At 37.0% G+C, this 22,164-nt stretch carries 22 protein-coding genes and 1 tRNA gene; 7 read left to right on the forward strand and 16 right to left on the reverse strand.

What is annotated here, in order from left to right; all coding sequences use genetic code 11:
• Nucleotides 1-5: 5 nt before the first annotated feature.
• The 4 genes from mltG to AC07VK_RS06015 all read left to right on the forward strand — a co-directional run bounded on the left by mltG (nt 6) and on the right by AC07VK_RS06015 (nt 2,649).
• Nucleotides 6-1,061 carry an endolytic transglycosylase MltG gene (gene mltG / locus AC07VK_RS06000; protein WP_492959040.1) on the forward strand — a complete coding sequence of 352 codons (1,056 nt, stop codon included), beginning with the start codon at nt 6-8 and terminating at the stop codon, nt 1,059-1,061.
• Entirely contained in the window at nt 1,061-1,468 is a 408-nt protein-coding gene (locus AC07VK_RS06005; protein WP_492952275.1) for an acyl-CoA thioesterase, read from the forward strand. The genes mltG and AC07VK_RS06005 overlap by 1 nt, the downstream gene beginning before the upstream one ends.
• Nucleotides 1,469-1,476: 8 nt before the next feature.
• The gene (locus AC07VK_RS06010; protein WP_492952274.1) at nt 1,477-2,466 is read left to right on the forward strand and encodes a YihY/virulence factor BrkB family protein; all 990 of its coding nucleotides are present in this window, start codon (nt 1,477-1,479) and stop codon (nt 2,464-2,466) included.
• A 95-nt stretch (nt 2,467-2,561) separates the two neighbouring features.
• Nucleotides 2,562-2,649 (forward strand) — tRNA-Ser (locus AC07VK_RS06015).
• A 313-nt stretch (nt 2,650-2,962) separates the two neighbouring features.
• Here the strand turns inward: AC07VK_RS06015 and AC07VK_RS06020 are convergent.
• Both AC07VK_RS06020 and AC07VK_RS06025 read right to left on the reverse strand, forming a co-directional pair.
• The gene (locus AC07VK_RS06020) at nt 2,963-3,733 is read right to left on the reverse strand and encodes a glucose 1-dehydrogenase (protein ID WP_492959042.1); all 771 of its coding nucleotides are present in this window, start codon (nt 3,731-3,733) and stop codon (nt 2,963-2,965) included.
• 13 nt (nt 3,734-3,746) lie between these two features.
• Entirely contained in the window at nt 3,747-4,502 is a 756-nt protein-coding gene (locus tag AC07VK_RS06025; protein WP_492959044.1) for an SDR family NAD(P)-dependent oxidoreductase, read from the reverse strand.
• Nucleotides 4,503-4,607: 105 nt separating this feature from the next.
• Between AC07VK_RS06025 and AC07VK_RS06030 the strand changes: the two genes are divergently transcribed.
• Nucleotides 4,608-4,958, forward strand: coding sequence for a winged helix-turn-helix transcriptional regulator (locus tag AC07VK_RS06030; protein ID WP_057934749.1), 351 nt, complete (start codon nt 4,608-4,610; stop codon nt 4,956-4,958).
• 650 nt (nt 4,959-5,608) lie between these two features.
• Nucleotides 5,609-6,283 (forward strand): hypothetical protein, encoded by a 675-nt coding sequence (locus AC07VK_RS06035; RefSeq protein ID WP_492952271.1) that lies wholly within the window; start codon nt 5,609-5,611, stop codon nt 6,281-6,283.
• A gap of 359 nt (nt 6,284-6,642) precedes the next feature.
• Here AC07VK_RS06035 and AC07VK_RS06040 read toward each other — a convergent pair whose 3' ends face one another.
• A complete protein-coding gene (locus tag AC07VK_RS06040; protein WP_492952270.1) occupies nt 6,643-7,482 on the reverse strand; it encodes an AraC family transcriptional regulator in 840 nt (279 codons plus the stop codon).
• Between the two features lie 122 nt (nt 7,483-7,604).
• Between AC07VK_RS06040 and AC07VK_RS06045 the strand changes: the two genes are divergently transcribed.
• Complete coding sequence (locus AC07VK_RS06045) at nt 7,605-8,618, forward strand: zinc-binding alcohol dehydrogenase family protein (RefSeq protein ID WP_492959046.1); 1,014 nt, start codon at nt 7,605-7,607, stop codon at nt 8,616-8,618.
• Nucleotides 8,619-8,965: 347 nt separating this feature from the next.
• Here AC07VK_RS06045 and AC07VK_RS06050 read toward each other — a convergent pair whose 3' ends face one another.
• The 13 genes from AC07VK_RS06050 to AC07VK_RS06110 form a co-directional block, all read right to left on the reverse strand.
• Nucleotides 8,966-9,265 (reverse strand): hypothetical protein, encoded by a 300-nt coding sequence (locus AC07VK_RS06050; RefSeq protein ID WP_492959047.1) that lies wholly within the window; start codon nt 9,263-9,265, stop codon nt 8,966-8,968.
• A 40-nt stretch (nt 9,266-9,305) separates the two neighbouring features.
• Nucleotides 9,306-9,863, reverse strand: coding sequence for a hypothetical protein (locus tag AC07VK_RS06055; RefSeq protein WP_492952267.1), 558 nt, complete (start codon nt 9,861-9,863; stop codon nt 9,306-9,308).
• A gap of 151 nt (nt 9,864-10,014) precedes the next feature.
• Nucleotides 10,015-10,431 (reverse strand): helix-turn-helix domain-containing protein, encoded by a 417-nt coding sequence (locus AC07VK_RS06060; protein ID WP_492952266.1) that lies wholly within the window; start codon nt 10,429-10,431, stop codon nt 10,015-10,017.
• Nucleotides 10,432-10,564: 133 nt separating this feature from the next.
• Nucleotides 10,565-12,493: a polysaccharide biosynthesis protein gene (locus AC07VK_RS06065; RefSeq protein ID WP_492959049.1), complete on the reverse strand. Its 1,929-nt coding sequence runs from the start codon at nt 12,491-12,493 to the stop codon at nt 10,565-10,567.
• 31 nt (nt 12,494-12,524) lie between these two features.
• Nucleotides 12,525-13,583, reverse strand: coding sequence for a GNAT family N-acetyltransferase (locus AC07VK_RS06070; RefSeq protein WP_492959051.1), 1,059 nt, complete (start codon nt 13,581-13,583; stop codon nt 12,525-12,527).
• Nucleotides 13,584-13,613: 30 nt separating this feature from the next.
• Nucleotides 13,614-14,651 carry a GNAT family N-acetyltransferase gene (locus tag AC07VK_RS06075; protein ID WP_492952263.1) on the reverse strand — a complete coding sequence of 346 codons (1,038 nt, stop codon included), beginning with the start codon at nt 14,649-14,651 and terminating at the stop codon, nt 13,614-13,616.
• Between the two features lie 45 nt (nt 14,652-14,696).
• Nucleotides 14,697-15,185 carry a GNAT family N-acetyltransferase gene (locus AC07VK_RS06080; protein ID WP_492952262.1) on the reverse strand — a complete coding sequence of 163 codons (489 nt, stop codon included), beginning with the start codon at nt 15,183-15,185 and terminating at the stop codon, nt 14,697-14,699.
• Nucleotides 15,182-16,153 (reverse strand): hypothetical protein, encoded by a 972-nt coding sequence (locus AC07VK_RS06085; RefSeq protein WP_492952261.1) that lies wholly within the window; start codon nt 16,151-16,153, stop codon nt 15,182-15,184. The genes AC07VK_RS06080 and AC07VK_RS06085 overlap by 4 nt, the downstream gene beginning before the upstream one ends.
• An 11-nt stretch (nt 16,154-16,164) precedes the next feature.
• Entirely contained in the window at nt 16,165-16,968 is an 804-nt protein-coding gene (locus tag AC07VK_RS06090; protein WP_492952260.1) for a phytanoyl-CoA dioxygenase family protein, read from the reverse strand.
• Nucleotides 16,969-17,019: 51 nt separating this feature from the next.
• Nucleotides 17,020-18,174 carry a glycosyltransferase family 4 protein gene (locus AC07VK_RS06095; protein ID WP_492959053.1) on the reverse strand — a complete coding sequence of 385 codons (1,155 nt, stop codon included), beginning with the start codon at nt 18,172-18,174 and terminating at the stop codon, nt 17,020-17,022.
• Between the two features lie 78 nt (nt 18,175-18,252).
• Entirely contained in the window at nt 18,253-19,644 is a 1,392-nt protein-coding gene (locus AC07VK_RS06100) for a pectate lyase family protein (RefSeq protein WP_494939787.1), read from the reverse strand.
• A 220-nt stretch (nt 19,645-19,864) separates the two neighbouring features.
• Nucleotides 19,865-20,956 carry an NAD-dependent epimerase gene (locus AC07VK_RS06105; protein WP_492959057.1) on the reverse strand — a complete coding sequence of 364 codons (1,092 nt, stop codon included), beginning with the start codon at nt 20,954-20,956 and terminating at the stop codon, nt 19,865-19,867.
• 122 nt (nt 20,957-21,078) lie between these two features.
• Nucleotides 21,079-22,161 (reverse strand): glycosyltransferase, encoded by a 1,083-nt coding sequence (locus tag AC07VK_RS06110; RefSeq protein WP_492959059.1) that lies wholly within the window; start codon nt 22,159-22,161, stop codon nt 21,079-21,081.
• Between the last annotated feature and the right edge of the window lie 3 nt (nt 22,162-22,164).

Genomic DNA, 22,164 nt, shown 5'->3' on the forward strand with positions numbered 1-22,164 from the left:
TACAGATGACTGAAGTAGAAAAAAAGAACATGAGTACAGGCAAAAAAGTGGCAATCGTTATTGCACTTGTTGTTATTTTAATTGCTGGTTACTTTGCGTTAAATATTTACAGGCTTTACTTTGCCCCTAACGTTACCGAAAACCAAAAATATCTATATATCAAAACCGGAAGCAGCTACGATGATCTGATCGCAGAAATTAAAAAGAAAGATCTGGTAAAAAGCATCTCTTCTTTTACTGCAGCTGCCGGAAAAATGAATTTAGCTACAAGTGTTAAACCCGGACGTTACCGTTTAACCAAAGGAATGACCAACCGCAGTTTGATTAACTTAATTAAAGCAGGAAATCAGGATCCGGTTAAATTGAAATTTCACAACATCCGCAAGAAAGAAAATTTTGCTGCATATCTGGCCAGCAACCTGGAAGCCGATTCATTAAGTTTTATCAATGTTTTAGATTCTACTGCACTGATTAGCAAATATGGTTTTAACCAGGATAATGTTTACGCGATGTTTATCCCGAATACTTACGAAATGTACTGGAATATTTCGCCGGTTGATTTTTTTGAACGCATGCACAAGGAATATGATAAATTCTGGACAGCCGAGCGGAAACAAAAAGCAGCAAGTTTAAACCTGACTCCAGTACAGGTATATACCCTGGCTTCTATTGTTGATGCAGAGGCACTTTACGACAAAGAAATGCCCATTATAGCGGGTTTGTATTTAAACCGTTTGAATAAAGGCATATTGTTACAGGCTGATCCGACGGTGATTTTTGCAAACAACGATTTTACAGTGAAAAGGGTAACCGGAAAATTATTACAGGTACAATCGCTTTACAACACTTATAAGTACGCTGGTTTGCCTCCGGGACCGATTATGATGCCAAGTATTAATGCAATTGATGCTGTATTAAACCGCGACAACAACAATTATATTTACATGTGTGCCAAAGAAGATTTTTCTGGCTACCATAATTTTGCTGAAAATAAAGCGCAGCACGAAATCAATGCAAAGAAATATCGTGAAGCTTTAAACAAAAGAAACATTTTTAAATAATGTATAGCCACAGTACAAAAATCAGGGTTCGGTATGGCGAAACCGATCAGATGGGCTATATGTATTATGGCAATTATGCACAATACTACGAAGTAGGCCGGGTAGAAATGTTGCGCAGTTTGGGTATGAGCTATAGCTCGATGGAGGCTGACGGAATTATGATGCCTGTTTTGGAATTAAAGTGCAAATACATTAAACCTGCCCTTTACGACCAGGAAATTACCGTAAAAACAATCATCAAAACCTTGCCAGGCATCAGGATCTTTTTCGAGTATGAGTTGTATAACGAAAAAGAAGAGCTCATAAACATTGGGACCACTACACTGGTTTTTGTTGATATGAAGAAAAATAAACCTACAAATCCACCCGAAAATTTTATGGAAAAACTATCGGTGTTTTTTAATTAATAAATACAATGGAATGGTTACATAGGCAATTGTTACATCTTAAACTCTATTCTAGATTTATCGAATGGACGAAGGGATGCGTTTTGCCTGGTTTTAGCCCACTTCCATTGTACACTGTAGCTACATTTTTCTTTCGTGAAATTGGCAAAGATGCTTTGGTAAACAAATCATCATCTTTAGCTTACAGTTTTATGCTGGCTATCTTCCCTGGTATTATCTTCCTGTTTACCTTAATTCCCTTTATTCCAATCAAAGGTTTCCAGGATCAACTGCTAAACTTAATACAGCTTGTACTGCCGCATAATGCTTTTGATGCCTTTGAAACCACATTAAAAGACATTATTAAAAACCAGAACAGAGGCTTACTATCTTTCGGTTTTTTATCGGCCATATTTTTTGCCACCAATGGGGTTAAAAATTTAATGAAGGCTTTTAACAAATCATCATTGATTATCGAAACCAGGGGCTGGTTAAAACAACGCTTAATTGCACTCGTTTTAACAATCATTATCTGCTTTTCGATCATCATCTGCATCAGCGCCATGACTCTGGGAGAAGTTTTACTGAATAAGATCACAAACGAACTCCACATTAAAGGTAGTTTCCTGGCCTTTGCCGTACAGTTTACCCAGTGGGCACTACTGGCTATTTTATATTTTTTAACGGTATCTATCTTATATCGATACGGGCCGGCACATTCTAAAAAATGGCGTTTCTTTAGTGCAGGTTCCTGGCTGGCTACCATTTTAGCTTTCCTTACTATTTGGGGTTTTTCTTTTTACATTAACCATTTTGCTTCCTACAACAAAGTATATGGTTCTATCGGAACATTAATTGTAGTCATGATCTGGCTTTACCTTAATTCTTTGATTTTATTGATCGGTTTTGAGCTCAATGCCAGTGTTGATGTGAGCAAAAGAAGTGTAAAAATTATCCGCCCTACCTTTAATTTGTTCAAAAAATCGGAGCCAATTGAAGAAAATATCCAGAAGAAATAATTTTTTCTCCCTCTGTGTTAAGTAATTATCAAGTTTATATAAAAAAAAAGCATTCATAGTTTGCAGATTTAACCGGAGTTCGTACTTTTGCCTCCGGAAAGCTGGCAGAGTGGTCGAATGCGGCAGTCTTGAAAACTGTTGACTGTAACAGGTCCGGGGGTTCGAATCCCTCGCTTTCCGCCAAATGAAAAAACGGGTCTTAATAGACCCGTTTTTTTTATGTCTAAAAAAATTGCTAAGTCATATACTATATTAACTTGAATATTTCCCCCCCCTTGGAATTCAGGAAGTCTTTAAATTAAAAAGTTATTTTAAGTCTTCTTAATTTCAGTTAAGTTTTATTTACATGACTGAAAGTTCTGAAAACAGAAGGCTGTTTCTTTTAAAAGGCCTGAATGCAGTTTAAAATCGGGGTATTATTCAAACCAGTAACGAATGAACCCTCAAACTGTCCGTTCGAAGGTTCATAGGTAAAAGCACGTTTTCGTTTTCTCTCCTATTTCATCAGGCTGATATTGGTGAGACCACCGTCGGAAAGAATTTCCGTACCCACTATAAAGGATGAATCATCAGATGCCAGAAATACAGCAGCATTTCCGATATCCGAAGGCAATCCTTGCCTACCAACTGGTGTAATATCGATCCACATCTGCTTCACTTGATCCAATTGCTCTTCGGGGACGATCTTTCCGAAAACCGGGGTATCAATAGATCCGGGCGAAAGCGTATTCACCCTTATTTTTCTGGGTAGTAAATCCAAAGATAAACCTTTGGCAAGCGATATGACAGCTGCTTTTGCCGCTCCGTAAATGGTCATCCCGGGTGCAGCCCGATGAGCAGCGCTAGATCCTATCAAGATAACCGATGCACCGTCATTTAGGTAAGGCAGGGATTTTTGGACGGTGAAATAGGTGCTTTTCAGATTGAGATCCATATAACTGTCATAGTTTTCCTCGGTAACATCATTGATTGCGGCCATCGGCATACCATCAACAATACCTCCGGCATTTACTACGAGGACATCGATCTTGCCAAACCGCTCAATGGTTTTCCTGAAAATGTTTTCCATATCTTTGTTAACGGTTACATCTCCTGTTACCCCCACAAAATCTTCGCCTAGTTCCGCGACCGAACGGTCCAAAGTGGCCTGGTTTCTGCCGGTAATTACACCTACTGCTCCTTCATTTTTGAAAGCTTCCGCAATTCCAAAACCAATCCCACTGTTGCCGCCGGTAATAACAGCGACCTTATTTTTTAATTTATTCATCTTTAGTTATCTGTTATATTCCGTAAATACCTCCTGAAACCGAAATTTTTTCTCCTGTTATCCATGCCGCCTCGTCGGAGGCAAGAAATACGGCCACTTTTGCTATATCTTCCGGCTGCCCGGTACGTCCAAGCGGTGTGGTGGCAACTAATCTGGCTTCAAATTCACTCCCAATAAATCCTGCACTGTGCGAACCCTCTGTTTCCACAACACCGGGCAAAATAGAATTGATACGGATATTTCTGCCACTAAGCTCCTTCGATAAAGCAATGGTTACGGCATCCAATGCTGCCTTGGTTGCAGAATATACACTCCCTGTTGGTAAAGGGGTATTACTTGCACCTGAACTGATATTGATGATATTCCCACCCTTATTGCCGAACAGCTTTAAAGCTCCCTGAATGGTAAAAACAGAACCTAAAACATTAATATTGAACTGCTGATGAAAAGATTCCTCTGATACCTGTTCAATAGGTAAGTATTGGTAAATACCTGCATTATTTACCAGGATATCCAATGTACCGAAAGCTTCTTTTGTTTCTTCAAATAACTTGCTTACATCAGCCTGATTTGATATATCGCCCTGTATAGCAATAGCAGTTCCACCGTTATCTGTAATCGTTTTAACAACTTTATCGGCGTCTTCTTTGCTTGATGCATAATTTACAACCACTTTCGCACCCTCTGCGGCAAAATGACGGGCTATGGCGGCACCTATTCCTTTTGATGCCCCGGTAACAATAGCCACCCTATTTTTTAATCTACTCATTTTATTGCTTATTGAATTATTGAGCAACAAAGTTATGCTATGTTAATATATTTTAGTTACTTTGTTTCAAAAAGTAACAGTAACCTAGAGGTAACAAAGTAACATATGGAGTGCAAACCAATAGATCAAAATGATCGTAAAAAAGAGATGATGGCCATCCATGATTCGATGGATGTTTTAAGTGGAAAATGGAAAATCTACATCATTTCATCGATATGCCATTATAATAAACGGAGATTTTCCGACATTTTAAATGATGTTATCGGAATTTCAAATAAAATGCTCAGTAAGGAATTGAAAGAACTGGAGATAAACAAATTGGTCAAAAGAACAGTTTTAGACACGCATCCTGTCACCATTCAATACGAGCTTACCAAGCATGGTAAAACGCTACAGACCATAATCAACAATCTGACGGACTGGGGAATTCAGCACCGAAAGGAAATTGTTGGATGAAAGCCATTCGAGGCCTGTAGGTAGGTTCAACCTTGAGGGATAACTCCTGGTATGGAAGGGCTATAAGATTATATTACTTTATCCAAAATTTCCGGAATCTATGGATGGAAAATGGATCATAAATTTAGGGCCAACAATAATTTCGGTTTTCAGGCTGCTCAACAAGCTGTATTTTATTTTGATACGCAATTAACCAAGGTTTTAATAGCTTTGTAATATTTATTCGTAAGGGCGAAGGTAGAGCGTAAAGATACGTTTTTAAGTGTTGCCAATCATTACGTCAAGGATTTTAACCGATCTATACTGAAAATACACCTCTATGTGTAATGCGCATTTTCGATGTAATAATAAGACATCCTTAATACTTATATTCGATGCGGCTTACATATGTAATAATGGAACATGATCCTTCAGTAGGATATAGATATTCAATAGAAAGTTTGTTACACTTGGGAAGTAGTTTATATGGATTTACGGCTTTGCTTAGTTATGAAGAACTTAATCATACAGACTATTCGGGATATATAATTTCTGGACCTATACTGGAGGAAGAGTTTCTTTCATGGGCATTGGATCAGAAGTTCAATCATCTAGGGTTGTAAGCGCGACAAAAATGTTCAAAGCGGTGGAAAGGCAATTAATGAATTTTAATGATTAAAATAATCTACCTAACGATAAGCATGTTTTTTGTTTCAAAGAGCGTGCTTGCACAAAAAAATGATCTCAAGCTACAAGGTCTTTATGTACACACCATCTATTTTGGCAGCAATAAGAACAATTCAATGACAATTTATAAGCAGGATACCTTGTTTGTGAACAACTCAATGGTACTGGAACTTCTTAAAACTATAAGTGATACCGACTTTCTTAACAAACAAAGTAGAAAAATCGTTGCAAGTGGCTATAATATCATTGATTTTAACAATAAGAAGTACGCAACTATAGAAAATTTAAGTAAAAAGACAAATCTTAAATTTTTACCATTTCAGAGTAAAGTGAATGGTTTCGAAATTAACTTCAAGTATTATAACGGGGAAAAATTTGATGAATCAGAAATTAAGCTGGATGGTTTGACATTAAAGAAAATTGTCTTCACTCCTAACACCGGACAAATGAAAGGGCAAATATTTACAGCATATTTAAGAAAGCCATACACAGCTTCAGAACCGTCATTTGCACCAAACCTAGAATCAAAATTTGGTGGCCGTATTTACCAACTTGAACTTGAAACGCCCTCTGGTGAAGAGAAAATTGTTAGAAAACTGATCTTTAAACCTCTAATAAAGGATCCAAATTTGACATTTTTAAAATCATTTAAAAATTAATATTCCCGACCAAATTATTTAGTGGCCGTCTCATAAATAGATTCTACTAAATAGTCGTGAAAGAACGCTTTGAATTAATTTTTAGTTATACCTAAGTGGGTAATATTTAATAAATAATTACCCACTTAAAATTTGAATTATGTGTTTGATCTCCTTCGGGCATTTGGAAAAGAATTGCTTTGGTGTCAGAATATTCTATGTGATTCTTCGTGCCTTTCAAAAAGCAAAGAAATGAAACTTACTCACTGTGAAAATAATTCTAAAACATTTAGCCGCTTAGCCAGATTCAGCAAATCAACCGATCGTTATAGTTGTAATTACGCTACTTTTTGTTGCTTTTTAGCAACTGTAAGTTGTATTTAAACCACAAGCGAATTTCTAAAAGCTTTAAGGCTTAATCCTCTCTGCGATTTAAAAAATTTATTCAAATGGCTTTCGTCTGTAAAGCCCAACTCATAGGCAATTTCATTGATCCGCATGTTACTGAAACGTAACCGTGCCTCAACCAGTTTAATCCTTAAATTGGCTATATATTGCTGAAGCGTTTCGTTGGTATGTTTCTTGAAATACTTACCAAAGTAATTCTCAGATATACCAAACCGGCTGCTCAGTTTTTCGGCCCTTAATTTCTCCGGGTTATAAATATTCGCCTGGATATAGTTTAGTAAGGCCAGAGTTTTCCCTTCGGCATCTTCTTTAATGGCAGCTGGCAGGTATTTGGCAATATTTCGGGCTACCACAACAATCATCGTATCTACCATTTTCGCAATTAACTCTTTGTTATATAGATCGCGGTTTACATATTCGGCCATCATTGCATCAATAAGCGACCGGATAAAAGGTTTATCTGAAAAATTTTTTAGGATACAGCCTGGTTGATGACTGGCATTCTGCAGGATATACTCCATCCGTTGTACATCATCGGTACGAAAATCCTTCGAGCGGATGTATACATTTCCGAAACGTAGAAAGAAAAATTCGGTAGTGGTTTCTATCTCAAACGAATGGCAATCTTCCGGCGTAATCAGAAACATATGGCCGGCATAATAATCAAATTTATTGTTATTGATGCATTGCTTTCCTGTGCCCGATAAAATATATATCAGTTCAAAAAATAAATGTTTATGGCCTTCTTTCGGACATTCGTCTAGCTTTTTATAAACAATTTCAAAAGGTTCGTATAAAGTTTCTCTATTCATTTTGTGCTAACCAATAGCGCAAATTTACCAATTAAAAGCAAATTTATACTGAATAATAACACTATATCAGTTTATATTTGCCTTACAGAAATTATAAAATTGTATATTAATATAAAGACATCATGAAAGCTATAGGATTTAAAACCTCATTACCCATTTCGGCAGAAGAAAGTTTTATCGAATTTGAAACAGCTGTTCCACAACCTAGCGGACGCGATATACTGGTTAAGATAAATGCAATCAGTGTAAATCCGGTAGATTATAAGGTTCGCCAAAACAGTGCTAAAGATACCGTGCTGGAAACACCGAAAGTGATTGGCTGGGATGCGACCGGAACGGTAGAAGCAGTTGGAGAAGCAGTTACTTTTTTTAAGCCTGGTGATGCGGTTTATTATGCTGGCGACCTTACGCGCAGTGGAAGCAATGCCGAATATCAATTAATAGATGAGCGTATTGTAGGCTTAAAGCCAAGTACACTTAGCAATACCGAAGCTGCTGCTATGCCCTTAACTGCACTTACAGCATGGGAATCATTATACGATCGTATCCGCATCAGCGAGCAAAAAGATAAAGGAAAAAGTATACTTATTATTGGGGGTGCCGGTGGCGTAGGTTCAATTGCCATACAGCTCGCAAAAAAAATAAGCGGACTAAAGGTAATTACCACAGCTTCGCGTACAGAAACCAAAGAATGGTGTCTGGCTATGGGAGCCGATTTGGTAGTAGACCATAAAAACCTGGTTGAAGAAATACGTTCAGCAGGTTATCAGGAAGTAGACTTTATCCTAGATTTTGTTGATTTAAATGGCTATTGGGATGCCATAGTAGAATTGATCAAACCACAAGGCCATATTGTTTCCATTACCGGTTCAGCCACTCCTATTGCACTGAATAAGTTAAAAAACAAAAGTGTTACTTTTTCATGGGAATTGATGTACACCCGTTCGATGTATCAAACCGATGATATGGAAGCGCAACACCATATTTTAAATAAACTTGCCGAACTTTTTGACAATGGCACGCTTAAAACAACGTTAAATAGCATACTGAAAGGATTTACAGCAGAAAACCTAAAAGAAGCACACCGCTTATTAGAAAGCGGAAAAACTATTGGTAAGGTTGTAATCGAATATTAGGGTTATAGGCTGCGCGTAATCGTCATTGCGAGAAGGCTTTTTCAGCCAACAGCCTGTCCCGACCTTCGGGAAAGCAATCTTTACGGCAAGGATCACTAGCACGAAAGATTGCTTCGTCCTTCCTCCTCGCAATGACGACTTTTCTTTAGAATATGTTAATGGTAGCTTGCCGAAGGGTCAATGCTCAGTTAAGCTTTCCGACTACTGGTCCTGATCGAAATAGATTAGCATTGATTATAGATTATGTTACAGCCTTAATTGCTTTCGCTTAGCCGTAAAACAAGAAAAGGCTACTCCTTTCGGAGCAACCTTCCCGTATTTTTGATCGATAAAATAGATTGGGCGGGTTATTTTTTCCCGCTCATATCCAGAAAAATGGATTTAATTCCTTCTAACAGCTCTTTTTTTTCACTTGCCAATACCAATGGGAACCATTCGTCGGTGTGTAATTCTACAACGTGCTCATGAATCAGGTAATGCCTACCAGATCTAACCCTTCGCCGATTGCCTGGAATGATGGTCCCAGATAACATTTTGATTATAATTTTCGTAATCATCCTAATGTATTTCGGAGAATCCTCATATTTACAGTCAATAAAAAGGATCCACAATCCGTTCAACGTATTGTATTGTATACTTGCTTTCATTTATGAAGCTTATTAAAGATGACTACTAAGGAATACCCGTTTATAAACTGAAGCCCCAGGCGATTCTGAAGCCAACAAAGTTGTTCGTATGGTCGCAGTGATAGAATTTGCCATTGCTTTCATAGCGTAATCCTGCATCGATGTAATTATTGTTGTGCAGATAAAATATCATTCCTGCCTGCGGTGCGTATACAAATGCTGCTTTTTTGCCCTCCACACAATTTGTTTTATTTAAGAGGAAAGAGAAACCTATTTCCGACTGCAGATAAAGATTACTTCTGTAGAAATATTTTAAGCCCGCTTTAACCGGCACAAGCTGTAAATCATCAACCAAGCGGGAGTAATTGCCCGATACAAAAATATTATTGAATCCGGTATTTACCGAGGCATATAAGATGCTTTCGGTGATTGGAAATTCTGCCTGAACGGAAACGCCAAGCGGTGCTTCGTACTTTTTGGCCAAATAGCCAGTAGCCAAACCTGTTTCGATGCCAACTGAGTACCGAATACCTGTACCACCATAAACCTGCGATTGTGCTTTGGCGACCTGAAAGGCAAACAATGGTAACAGTAGAGTTAATGCGTTAATTGTTTTCATGATTTCGAAATTTTAGTGAATAGAAATCCATCACCATAGAGCGTGCTCATGGCGAATTATTTAGAGAGATACTATAAAAAAGGGAGTGTTCACCGGATGGTAAACCCTAAGAAGATATCGGTTTAAAACAAATTAGAATACCGGCAATGACTTAAGAAATAGACCGATTGTTATTTCTTGGCATAGTATGATGTGCAACCGTTTCCGAAACATTCTTTTCTATGTTGTTATTGCTTAATATTTCGTTGTATTTTTCAAGTAACTTGATGTATTTATTCATCCAGAAGTATACAGAATTCGCATCACCTTTGGTTTGATCACCTGTATGTGCATCAAAGGCCTCATGGATATAGTTACTGTTTTTAGCAAAAGTTTCGGGTAATTCAACAGAAAAATCGTGACCGATGACGGTACCCACTTTCCAAATAATTTCAGGGTTTAGACTTTTCTGATCAAACCAATTGTAAATAGTTCTTCTACTTACATTTAATTTCCGGGATAATTCACTTATTCCCATTCTGTCTCTGCGTACAACACGCTCAAGAACCTGGCCTACATTTAAACTCATAGCAGTTAATTTAATTTAAAATAAACATTTAAATTCGATCAACAATCTGGGACGACTATTACTATTTAATGCAATTTAATAATTATTTCAAGAACAAAAGTAAAATAATTACATTAGGGTATTTTTACGGTGATCAATTGGCAACCAACAGGTCTAACTCTTCAAATCTTGAATTATTACTGATGTAATCGGGTATAATTTCTTTCATTTTCTTCACCATATTCAAATCGTTGCCATCGTTATTGAGTACAATCAGATCTTTAATAATTTGATTAACGTACAGATAATTGTAAGCTACTTTTTGTGATATTTTAATTTTTGGATGATGTGTGGGTATAATTTCTTCATCGATAAGCAAAAGTTCTTCATACAGCTTCTCTCCTGGCCTTAAGCCGGTAAACACAATATCGACATCCACATAAGGCGTTAAACCCGCTAATTTGATCATATTTACAGCTAAATCGACAATCTTAACTGGCTTACCCATATCGAAAAGGTATATCTCTCCTCCTTTGCCCATTGCTCCGGCTTCCATTACCAATTGAACGGCTTCCGGAATCGTCATAAAGTACCGGGTAATTTCTGGATCTGTTACTGTGATAGGACCTCTTTTTTCTATCTGGCTTTTAAATCTTGGAATAACAGAGCCATTTGAGCCCAAAACATTTCCGAAACGGGTAGTTACAAAACGGGTGCGCGAAGTTTGTGTGGTAATTTCGCCAGTTGATATAATCTCCGGACTGTTTAGTGACTGAATATAAATTTCGGCCAAACGTTTAGATGCCCCCATTACATTGGTTGGCTTAACAGCTTTATCTGTAGAAATCATTACAAACTTCTCTACGCCAAATTCCATTGATATATCGGCCATGTTTTTAGTGCCCAGCACATTGGTTAAAATGGCTTCAGCTGGATTATTCTCCATCATAGGAACATGTTTGTAAGCCGCAGCATGGAAAACAATTTCAGGTTTATAGAGTTCGAATAATGTTCTGATCCGGTTTAAATTCTGCACATTGGCCATAAATATCTTCACGTTCGCGTCCTGGAAGTTGTCTTCCAGTTCGAGTTTTAAATCATGAAGCGGTGTTTCTGCCTGGTCGCAGAGAATTACAGATTTAGGATTGTACTGTAAGGCCTGCCTAACAATCTCCGATCCGATGGAACCCGCAGCACCTGTAACCAAAATACATTTTCCACTTAAATCTTTCAGGATATTCTTTTTATTGAGCTTAATCGGTTCACGCTCCAGCAAATCTTCAATTTTCAGGTCGCGTAATTGGTGCGAATCCAACTTGCCGTACAACCATTTATCTGATGGTGGCACCATAATTACTTTCATACCTTCGTTAACACAGATATCGATAATTTTCTTTTTGTTTAAAGTGTTTAGTGCATCTTCTGCAAAAAGTATCTTTTTTATATTATGTTTTTCTTTTAATAACGCTACTGAGCAAGAGTGGTATACTTTTTTCTGCTCGAGGTATTTATCAACCCGATCTCTGTTGTCATCAATAAAGCCAATGATGCTTAGGTTAGAATCTCCATTCTGTTCTATTGCTTTTTTGATCAGGATTGCTTTTTTTTCGGATCCATAAATCAGAATATTCTCTTTGGTTTCTGATTTAAGTTCTTTAAAAAACAAAAACACTCCTTTTACCAAAATTCGCATGAGAATAAGCAGCGATGAGGAGATAAAAAAGTTCAATATTAATGCTTTATCCATTTGGTGCCAAAGCAGTTGAAAACGTTGCGAGAGTATTTTATTTACACTAACGAAGAGTAAACTGGTTACAAAAACCGCAAGGAAAACCCTCAAAATATCTTCGGTATTGGAATAGCGGATAATACCGGTGTGTATTCTTAATGAAATGAAAACACCTGCAGCGATGAAACAATAAAGTGCCACATATACAGCATTACCTGAGTTAAAAACGTCGGCGTAGTTTAATGTATTGGTTAATACGATGGATATAAACAATGTCCATACAACGATCATCTGATCAATCAATAAAATTAACCACCTTGAGTGTGCTCTGTCTGGAAAAAAGAAATTTTTCATAATTGAGAATCATTAAATATTTGTTAAAAGTTTATTGAGGTATCATTCTATAAAGAGGGAAAAAGTCAACACCTGTATGTATTTGGTTACCCGATTTTTCAACTAACTGGTTGTAAACAGCCTTATTGGCAACAAAACGCCAACTGTAGTAATCTAAAACCATATTTGAAAAACCAAGCTTCCATTCAAAGAGCGAATCTTCTTTAAAACCAAGTCCGCCGCCTAAATGATAGTATTTCATTTTCCATTTGCGGCCTAACTCACTAATTTCATCAACCAAAAATTTAGCTGGAGAATTTTTAAGATAATTGGCATTAGTGGCAATCAAGTGGCCCTCTATAATGCCTTTGGTACACATAATGATACTGCCACAAACTAAATCATCGTTCGAATAAACCAGGATTAACTTACAGTCGAATTCTGTAGCCTGAACAAGCTTGGTAAAGTACTCTTCGGTAAAAAGATAAAAATCAGTAGCACTAATACGGTTCATATTAGATTGATAGAGCTTCGTGAAAGCAGCGATATCTTCTTGAGCGGTAGCTTCTACGGCAACATAACCAAACTTTCTACATTTCTTAATGCTATCTCTCGTTGTTTGCCTATACTGTTTCCGTTGCTCTTCTATACCTTGTTGTAAGTTAATAGCAACTGTTTTTCCATTTTCATACATGCCATCAGTTTTTTGCAACAGTATATTCTGATCAAAAAAAGGGTGAAGCCTGGAAAAAACAGAAACGTAGCTGCCATTATATAAGAATGCGGAAAAAGTACTTAGAAAATTCTCTTTCAAACTGTCGCTCATATCGGTAAATTTCAGGTTAGAAACAGGGCCTGAATAACCGTAAACGCAATGCAGATCGTAATATGGTGTATCCTGGATTGCACGTTCCAATAAAGGGATAGCGATAAAATTATTGACTTCGCAATACACAAACAAAATGGGCCTTCCGTTTGTTGCCATAGCATGGTAATGCCATGTATGATAAAAATCATAATCAGCAGCTAAGCTAATATACTTTACCCAATCATCCTTCTGTTTTAAAGTTAATTGCAAAGTAGTGCCTTTAGCATTATTTTCAATCAGCATATCCATTTCATTAAAAGAAATAATAATTAATTACGAAGCAATTACAGGACTACGGTAGAGTGGAAAAAAATCAACGGTCGAAAAAGGATCAAGCGATCTTTCGTTTAAAAGTGTATTGTATAATTCGTTATTGGCAATATACCGCCAGCTATTAAATTCGAAGCATAAATTAGAAAAACCCATCTTCCAGCCAAAAAGGTTGTCTTCTTTAAAATTAACACCCCCACCCAGGTTAAAATATTTATATCCTAATTGCCTACCAATTATGGTAATTTCATCAGTTAATAATTTAGCTGGCGATTCGAACAGGTAAGCGGTTCTGGTAGCCAAAAGGTGCACCTGCATAATTTCTTTGGTACAAACTACTATGGCGCCAGATATGGCTATTCCATCTTTATACACCAAAAAAAGCTTGCTATCAAATTCATCAGAAGAAAGTAGCGCAACGAAATAGGCATTATTAAAAAGGTAAAGGTCTTTTGCGCCTATCCGAATCATATTTTCGGTATATATTTCAGAAAAAATGCTTGTGTCGTTAATATCGGTCGAAATTCGGACTTCATAATTACGCTTTCTCAACCGTCTGATTTTTTCTTTTACGCTTTTTCGGTAGCCCGCCCGTTGATTTTCAATGGTTGTGGTTAAATCGATTGCCACTGTTTTCCCATTGGCATATACGCCTGAAAACTTCTCCATTAACCTTTCCTGATTAAAAAACGGATGCAATCTGGAAAAAACAGTTACATTCTGGCCAGTTTCAAGAAACGCTATGAATGTATTTTTAAAGCGTTCCATAAAATCATCGTCCAAAGCATTGAAGTCCATATTTGAAATGGGCCCTGTATATCCATAAACCGATGTAAAGTCAAAAAAATCGGAACCGGGAATGTTTCTCTTCAAAAGTGGGAAGGCAATGTAATTCTCTCCTTCTTCATACACAAACAATATAGGGAAACCACTTTTATCTAAAGCGTGATAATACCAGGTGTGATAAAAATCGTAATGCAAAGCACGTTTTACATATGCAGACCATTCTTGTTTATCGTCAATTGTAATAATCTTTCTCATTTTAAGCTATTAAATTAGGGTAGATTTAAAGTAAGCAGTTCATTTTTAGGTAAGTAAAACAGAAGAATTAATTACCATTTTTATGAAATCTTCCTGTTGTGAAACAGGCTGAAAACCTACTTTTTTATAAATAGAGTAAGCAGCCAGGTTATCTGAATGTACTTCTAAGAAAATATGTTTAAGGTTAAGGTTATAAAAGGCATATTTTAACAACATCAAAGAAGCGTTATAGCCTATACCCTTTCCCCAGTATTTCTTTTCGCCGATAAAGAGGTGAAATTCTGCGCTCTCGTTTTCGATGTCGAGCAGTTGGATATTACCTATATATTCATTCGTATTTTTTACGCAGATGGCAAAACGTTTTTCATTGGCCAGATTTAGTTTATTTAACAACCATTGTTTTTCAACCTCTGCCGTAATGGGATCTTTTAACACAAATTTGGTATACGACCATACTTCAGGGTCGTTTCTCCACTTGTACGACACATCAGCATCTTTTAACGCTAACGGCCTTAAGTAAATTTGAGTGTTCATATGAGCGGTTTTAAGGCTTTAACAATTACTTTCATATCCGCTATGCTGTAGCGGTGATCAATTGGTAACGAAACAAGATGTTTAGTCAGAAAGTATTCATAACTATCAACGTGTGCCCATTCGTAAACATTAGGCCAATAGGTGGCTACAAATATTTTTTGATTGATGAGCTGTTGTTTGATAGAGGGATCTTCCACCAGGAGCGGGTAAACCATCGGTACATCTTCTCCTGAAAAATTTAGCCTCAAGATATTTTCCTGCCCCAGGTGCTGATCCAGATAAGCAAAGTTTTTTCTTCTGATATCTGCGCACTTATCGTAATCAATGCTGGAAAGAATGTTTTTAGTTAATACCGACATCTGTTTGATTTCGTTATTGCATAGTTGCTTGTTGTTTTCTATGTAATCTGCATATCCTTCTTCAATATTGATATCGATACTTTTAATCAGGTGAGCGAAGCGATCTGTTGATTGATCCTGTTTTAAATTTAAACCCAATGTGTTAGAGATATTAAGATAGGCACCATCGGGTACGCCGAAAAACTTGCGGCATGAGTAGAAGGTATCGCAATTGTTTACCGGTTTAGAAAAAAATGCCTGCGCATTATCGATAATCAGGTTCTTGATTTTTTTAGCTAGCTTTTTAACAGTTTCCGATTTAACTCCGAAGTAATTGGTGTAAAGTAAGCAGGAATGTTCGCCTATTTCAAAATCTATTACCGGATCTAAATCTTCGTCTATATGGTAAAAGTGATAGGGTATATTTAGTTTTTGGAGCGGTTCTAACAAAACCTCACAGGTATAGTATGGAAGATATATGGAGGAATATTTTCTTGTCCTTAACACATACTCGAGTGCATTTCTGCCTGTATTAAGTGCAATTAAATCAGGGTAATAAAGCTCCCCTTTTGATAATTCGAGGGGGATGTAGCCGCCAATAGTTTTGGGTGAGTGCGTTTCTCTTTCCATCGTTTTATTCTCTACCCTTGGTCTGCTTTATACATTCTGTTTTCTACAGGTCTGTAATATTCCTGTAAACTGGCCGGTACCCTGGCATTGTAACCAATAATCTGCCTTAAATCGCTATCTATTTTTTCGCCAAATTCATATCCTAAAAATCTGGGGTAATCGAATTGTTGTTTAATGTAAGGCTTTGTAAAACCTAGGGTTAAGGCTCTGCGCTGCTTGCGGGTGAAGTTGATACCACCTGCATGCCAGATGTTGGAATCGAATAATATAATGCTTCCCTTTTTGGCAATAGCTTGTTTAGCGAAAGCTTTAAAGTGTTTTTCCTCGGGTTTGATATCCAATTTATGAGAGCCCGACAAAAAATGTGTGGCGCCATTAAATATGGTAAAATCATCAAGTACAATAATCATCTGGATCATAAATTTAGATTCAGCGGAAAATGTGCGTACATCGCGATGGATATCCTGGATATAAGATTTAGTCTTCTTGCTGTTAATCACTCCATTTATTCCGTTAAGAATATAGTTTCCGCCCAAAAAATCACGGATTTCCCTGTGGCAGTACAATTTACTCAAAAGCTCAATAGCGAAATTATCTTTCTCAAGCAAATGATGTAATGTTCCCTCCATATTTTCTTCAATTCCATTTAAAACCTGTATTTCTCTTCTTAACAGATAAGAAGTTTCAAAACCAGTGGTTATTTCTGAAATTAATTTCTGATTGATTGCTTTTTCATATACAACCCATCCATATTCATCAATAGCTTCCCTAAAGTCGGCTAAAGTGGCTCGTTTGTAGATAAATGTATTGTTCACAATTTTAGGTTTAGTTTATTTATTGGTTAGTTACTGATGTGCAAAGGTTGGTTAAGCCTGTAAATGCATAATCTTAAAGAGTGCTGCATTAACGATATCCACATCAAATTTTGTTTTTGCAAATTCATGTCCTTTGTTTCCAAAAGCAATAATATCATCACTGTTATTAATAAAGTATTCCATTTTATTGGCTAGTGCGCCAGCATCTTTAACTGGGATAAGAAATCCATTGGCCTGCTTAGGGTCGTTATTAATGGTTTCACGGCATCCTACAGAGTCGCAGGTAATCACAGCCCTGCCTATGGCCATTCCTTCGAGCACGCAGCGTGGAACGCCTTCTCCATAATAAGAAGGGAGCACCATTACCGAAGAGCGCTCAATATCCGGCCGTACATCATCAACCTGCCCTATGTATTGAATCGTATCTCCACTCGCAATTTTCTGGTACAGCTCGGGTGTAATGGCGTCAATGTTCGGATCATATGGTCCAATGAGTTTAAAAACGGCTTGTGGAAAACGTTGTTTAATCAATTTGGCGGCATCGTAATATTCTTTAATGCCTTTTGCATTAATGAGCCTTGATACCATTAAAAAGGTTATGGGCGAGGTACTTGGTTTGGAGTAGTGATAATGACTTAAGTCTACACCCGATCCGTTTACCACATAAACCTGGTGTTTTTTATTCAGGATCTTCAGATCGATTAAACGCTGAGAATCATCTTTGTTCTGAAAAATTATATTTAAACGTGGATTGGGCTTCAGGCTCAACTTTAGTAATAACCTGGTTATTTTAACAATTAGTTTATTACTGGAAGAATTATCGGTAAAGTTATAACCCAAGCCGGTAAGCATGGGGGCAATTAATTTAACCTTGCATAATTTGGCTAAAAAAGAGCCGTAAATAACAGGTTTAAAGGTGTAAGGGAAAAAAATATCAGGTTTTATTTGCCTGATGAGTTTATACAACGAAAAGATAAACCTTAAATCGGATAAGATAGAAACATTACTACCATCTAATTTACTTTCGTAGGTAATTACATTCAGCTTTTTCAGTTTACTTCGAACCGATTCTTGTTCAATTTTAGGCGTAAACACATAAACCTGGTTATGTTGCTGCATTTTTTCGATCAGCTTGCCTCTAAAATCGAGCAGGGATCTGGAAGAGTCGCAGACGATAAAAATCTTTTTTCTAGTTGTATTCATCATGTCAAAATTTTGATTTAAACTGCAAAGCCACCTATCCAGGTGGCTTATTGCAGAAAAAATATGAAGGTTTTGCTTTACCTACCTGGCACCTGCATTCGCCGTTACGATTGCAGGCACACTCGCTGCATCATTAAGGAATGATTTGTACTCATACTCTGGAATCCAGGTAGAAACTGCCGTCGTTATATTGTTTGCACCACATTTATCGTAAATATTGGTGGTAATACCGCTAAAATATCCTTCCGGATCACTTGCCACTTTTGTAGTTAATGGTTTAACACAATTTGAGAAATACTCATTATCTGTTCTTACTATACCCCCTGCTCTTGTACCAATAGAGTAACCAGAGTTGTTAAGGTGATAGTTGTTAAACATGTGCACACTTCCATAGTTCATTGATGGCTCTCTTTCGGTAATATTGTACCACATGTTGTGGTGCATGGTTACATGTAGTTTACCTTTATCAGCTTCGTGACCTTCGATACCACCACTAATTAATACTGATAGGTTGGTATCGTGGAATTTACTCCAAGAAACCGTTACATAATCAGATTCTCTGGTAATGGTAATGTCTTTACCCCAATATTCCCAACCATGCGTACGATCTGTAGAGAAATCGCAATGATCTACCCAGATATGGTGAGCAGCTTCTTTAATTTGTACTGCAGCCTGTTCTACGTAGTTTTTAAAAGTAATATTCTGGATTATAATATTGCTTACTGTATAAATAAATAAATTCACACCTTCAATAACAGCACCAGATCTACCAATAATAGATTTGTTTGATTTTACATAAACAATATCTTTACCAGCGCCTTTAATGGTACCACTCACATAAATAGTACGTGTAATGTTATCACCAACAGCTGCTCTTAGTTGATCAAGTGTGGTTACTGTAGTTTCTACGCCACCCTGGCCGCCTGTTGTTTTACCATTTACAAGAGCATAACCTACCAAGGCTGCATTAATGGTTATATTTGCGGGCGGAGTTACCGTTTCTGTTGGAGGTAGAATGGCACTTGTACCACCCATTACATAAGTATAAGAACGACCGTTAGTTCTGGGGTCGGTATTGTCAGACGCTGAAAATATTACCGTAGTTCCCCAATGGCTAAACCTTCCCTTACCTAAATTCCTAATGTCATCGTGTACGCTATGTGCAGGACCTAGTTCTACTCCGTTTTCAAACAATCTTAAAATCGACTGTTCTTTTGAAGTAGCATTGTCACCACCAGAAATGGATTGTGAAATTTTATATGCATACCCTCCTTCAGATTTTACACCGATAAGGCTTAGTTTACCTGTACTGCCACTTACAGCAGCTAACACTGAGGTAGAATCGCTTGAAAACAATTCTGTACTGTCGACTAATGTGTCATTAGCATTTACACTTTTTTTACAATTACTAAAGAAGATAATTGTCGTTAACATTAAACCAATTAAACTCACTTTTTTAAACAATTTTGTCATTCTCTGCATTTTTATTTTTTTTAAATTTACAACTTAACGCTATATGCGATAAATGAGTACATCTAATAAAATGCAGTTAAAACGCTGATAATTAAATAATAGGCTTAATATTCGACATTACTTATACTGTAAACCAATTGCTTACAGATAGTAAAATGACAGTTTAATAATTCAGTTTAATAAAATTTATAATACATCTAGTTTACACAAACATGACAAACTAAATTGCAATAACAGCTGTTTTTGGTTTCAACTGTAAATTTGGGTGATAAAATGTTGTAAACCAGTTCACAAAATTCTTTACACCTTTTTGCACAGAAACAGATGGTTCATAATTTAACAAGTTTTTTAAGTCATCGATATCTGCCGATGTTTCTGCCACATCGCCATCTTGCATGGGCATGAATATTTTTTGGGCCGTTATTCCGGTCTCTTTTTCGATTTCTTCGACAAAATCTAACAAGTTAACCGGTGCTCCTCTACCGATATTAAATACGGCAAAAGGTGCTGCAGATGTAGCCGGATCAGGGTTTTGGTTATTCCAGTTTGGATTTGCCTGTGCCGGTTGATCAAAAACTCTTACAATACCTTCAATAATATCGTCTACGTAGGTAAAATCTCTTTTCATTTCCCCGTTATTAAAAACTTCGATGGGCTTGCCTTCTAAAATTGCTTTTGTAAACAAGAACAAAGCCATATCTGGTCGGCCCCAAGGACCGTAAACTGTGAAGAAACGTAAACCAGTGGTTGGGAGATTAAATAAATGGCTATAAGCATGTGCCATTAATTCGTTACTTTTTTTAGAAGCTGCGTACAATGAAACCGGGTGATCTACATTATCATGAGCAGAAAATGGCATTTTTTTATTTAATCCATATACGCTCGAAGAGCTGGCATACAATAAATGGCCAACTTTAAAATGACGGCTACATTCCAGGATATTTAAGAAACCTTTAATGTTGGCTTCGATATAGGCATCCGGATTGGTTAAACTATACCGTACACCTGCCTGAGCGGCCAAATTACAAACCGCATCGAACTTATAGGTTTTAAAACAGTTTTCTAAACTTTCTTTATCGCAGATATCCAACTTTATGAAAGTGTAATTTTCATATCTATTACTTACCTGAGGAATTCCGTAAACCAAATCGGTATGATTAATACCAGTTTGAGCCAAGCGGGCATGTTTTAAGTTCACATCATAATAATCGTTGATGTTATCAATGCCAACAACAACATCTCCTCTTTCCAATAAGCGTTTTGCCAAATGGAAGCCAATAAATCCGGCTGTACCGGTAATTAAAATTTTCATAAAATTTAAGTTTGAGAAACAGTTAAGAATGGCCTCGAAAAAGGCTTGATTGTTTGTTTTTAGGATACAGCAAAACATCCCATCAAAAAAAATGCGGTAATGATTTGTCTATATTTTGGGTTTTAGTTTTGCTGGTATAAAGCGTTTAGAATAGATTGAGCAAATATTTCTGGCCTACGGCTGTACAGATACTGCATTGCCCTTTCGGCATCCGGATTTTGGTTATGTTTCAATTTTTCGGCCATCGCTTTGGCAAGGGCTTCTACATTGTTTACTTCAACTTTGGCAATAGCCGGGATTTCGCCGATGCCACCTGCACAAAGTGTAGATACGACTGCGCTGTTTACCGACATCATTTCTAAGAGCACATTTGGAAAACCTTCTTTTATAGACGATACTACGCAAAGTTTGGCCTGTTTAAAATAAGGAGCCGGATTATCTATCTGTCCTTTTAAAAAAACCGAATCGCTTAAGTTATTATTCTGAATAATATTAATTAACGATGCTCTTTCTTTTCCCTCTCCCAGTACCAGTAATTTCAGTTTGGGGTGCTCATGTTTGATCAGTTTAAAAGCTTTGATCAGAATCGGAAATCCTTTTTCTGGGATCAACCTCCCTGCAGAGCAGATAAAATCGAGTTTGGCATCGCCATTAATTAGAGGCTGATCAGATTTAGCGATAATCTTATTAAAATCGACGGGATTGGGTTGAACCAATATTTTGCGCTCCGATAAAAATCTATTATGATCAAGCAGTTGTATTTTCATTATCGCAGTTTGGCAAACCACTAAATCTACAGCCGGGTAACCCATGCGGTAAATGATCTGATAAATGCGTTTTTTAATTCCGGTAAAACGGGTAAAAACAGAAGTGCACTCGCGGACAATTAATTTCGATCTGAGATAACCTATCCGTTTTAAAAAGCCCAAAAAAGCATTTAGGTACGGGTGCGTGCTCATGATCACATCATCCTTTTTATATTTTCGGAGTAAGGGTATCAGTTTTACAAAACCCCAAAAAATTGTTTTTTTAGCTAAATATTTTTTGAAAATCCCTTCAGAAATTTTCAGCCCGGTAAAAGCATGTTTCTTTAAAAAGTACATTTCGCCGTTAACAGCGGTTGCCATCATCAGCAACACATTTTCAGCACCATTGGGGGCGTCGGTTAACGAAATGAAAATCATTCTTTTTTCTACTGTGGTCATTTC

The sequence above is a fragment of the Pedobacter sp. GW821-FHT01D05 genome, from assembly GCF_059422505.1.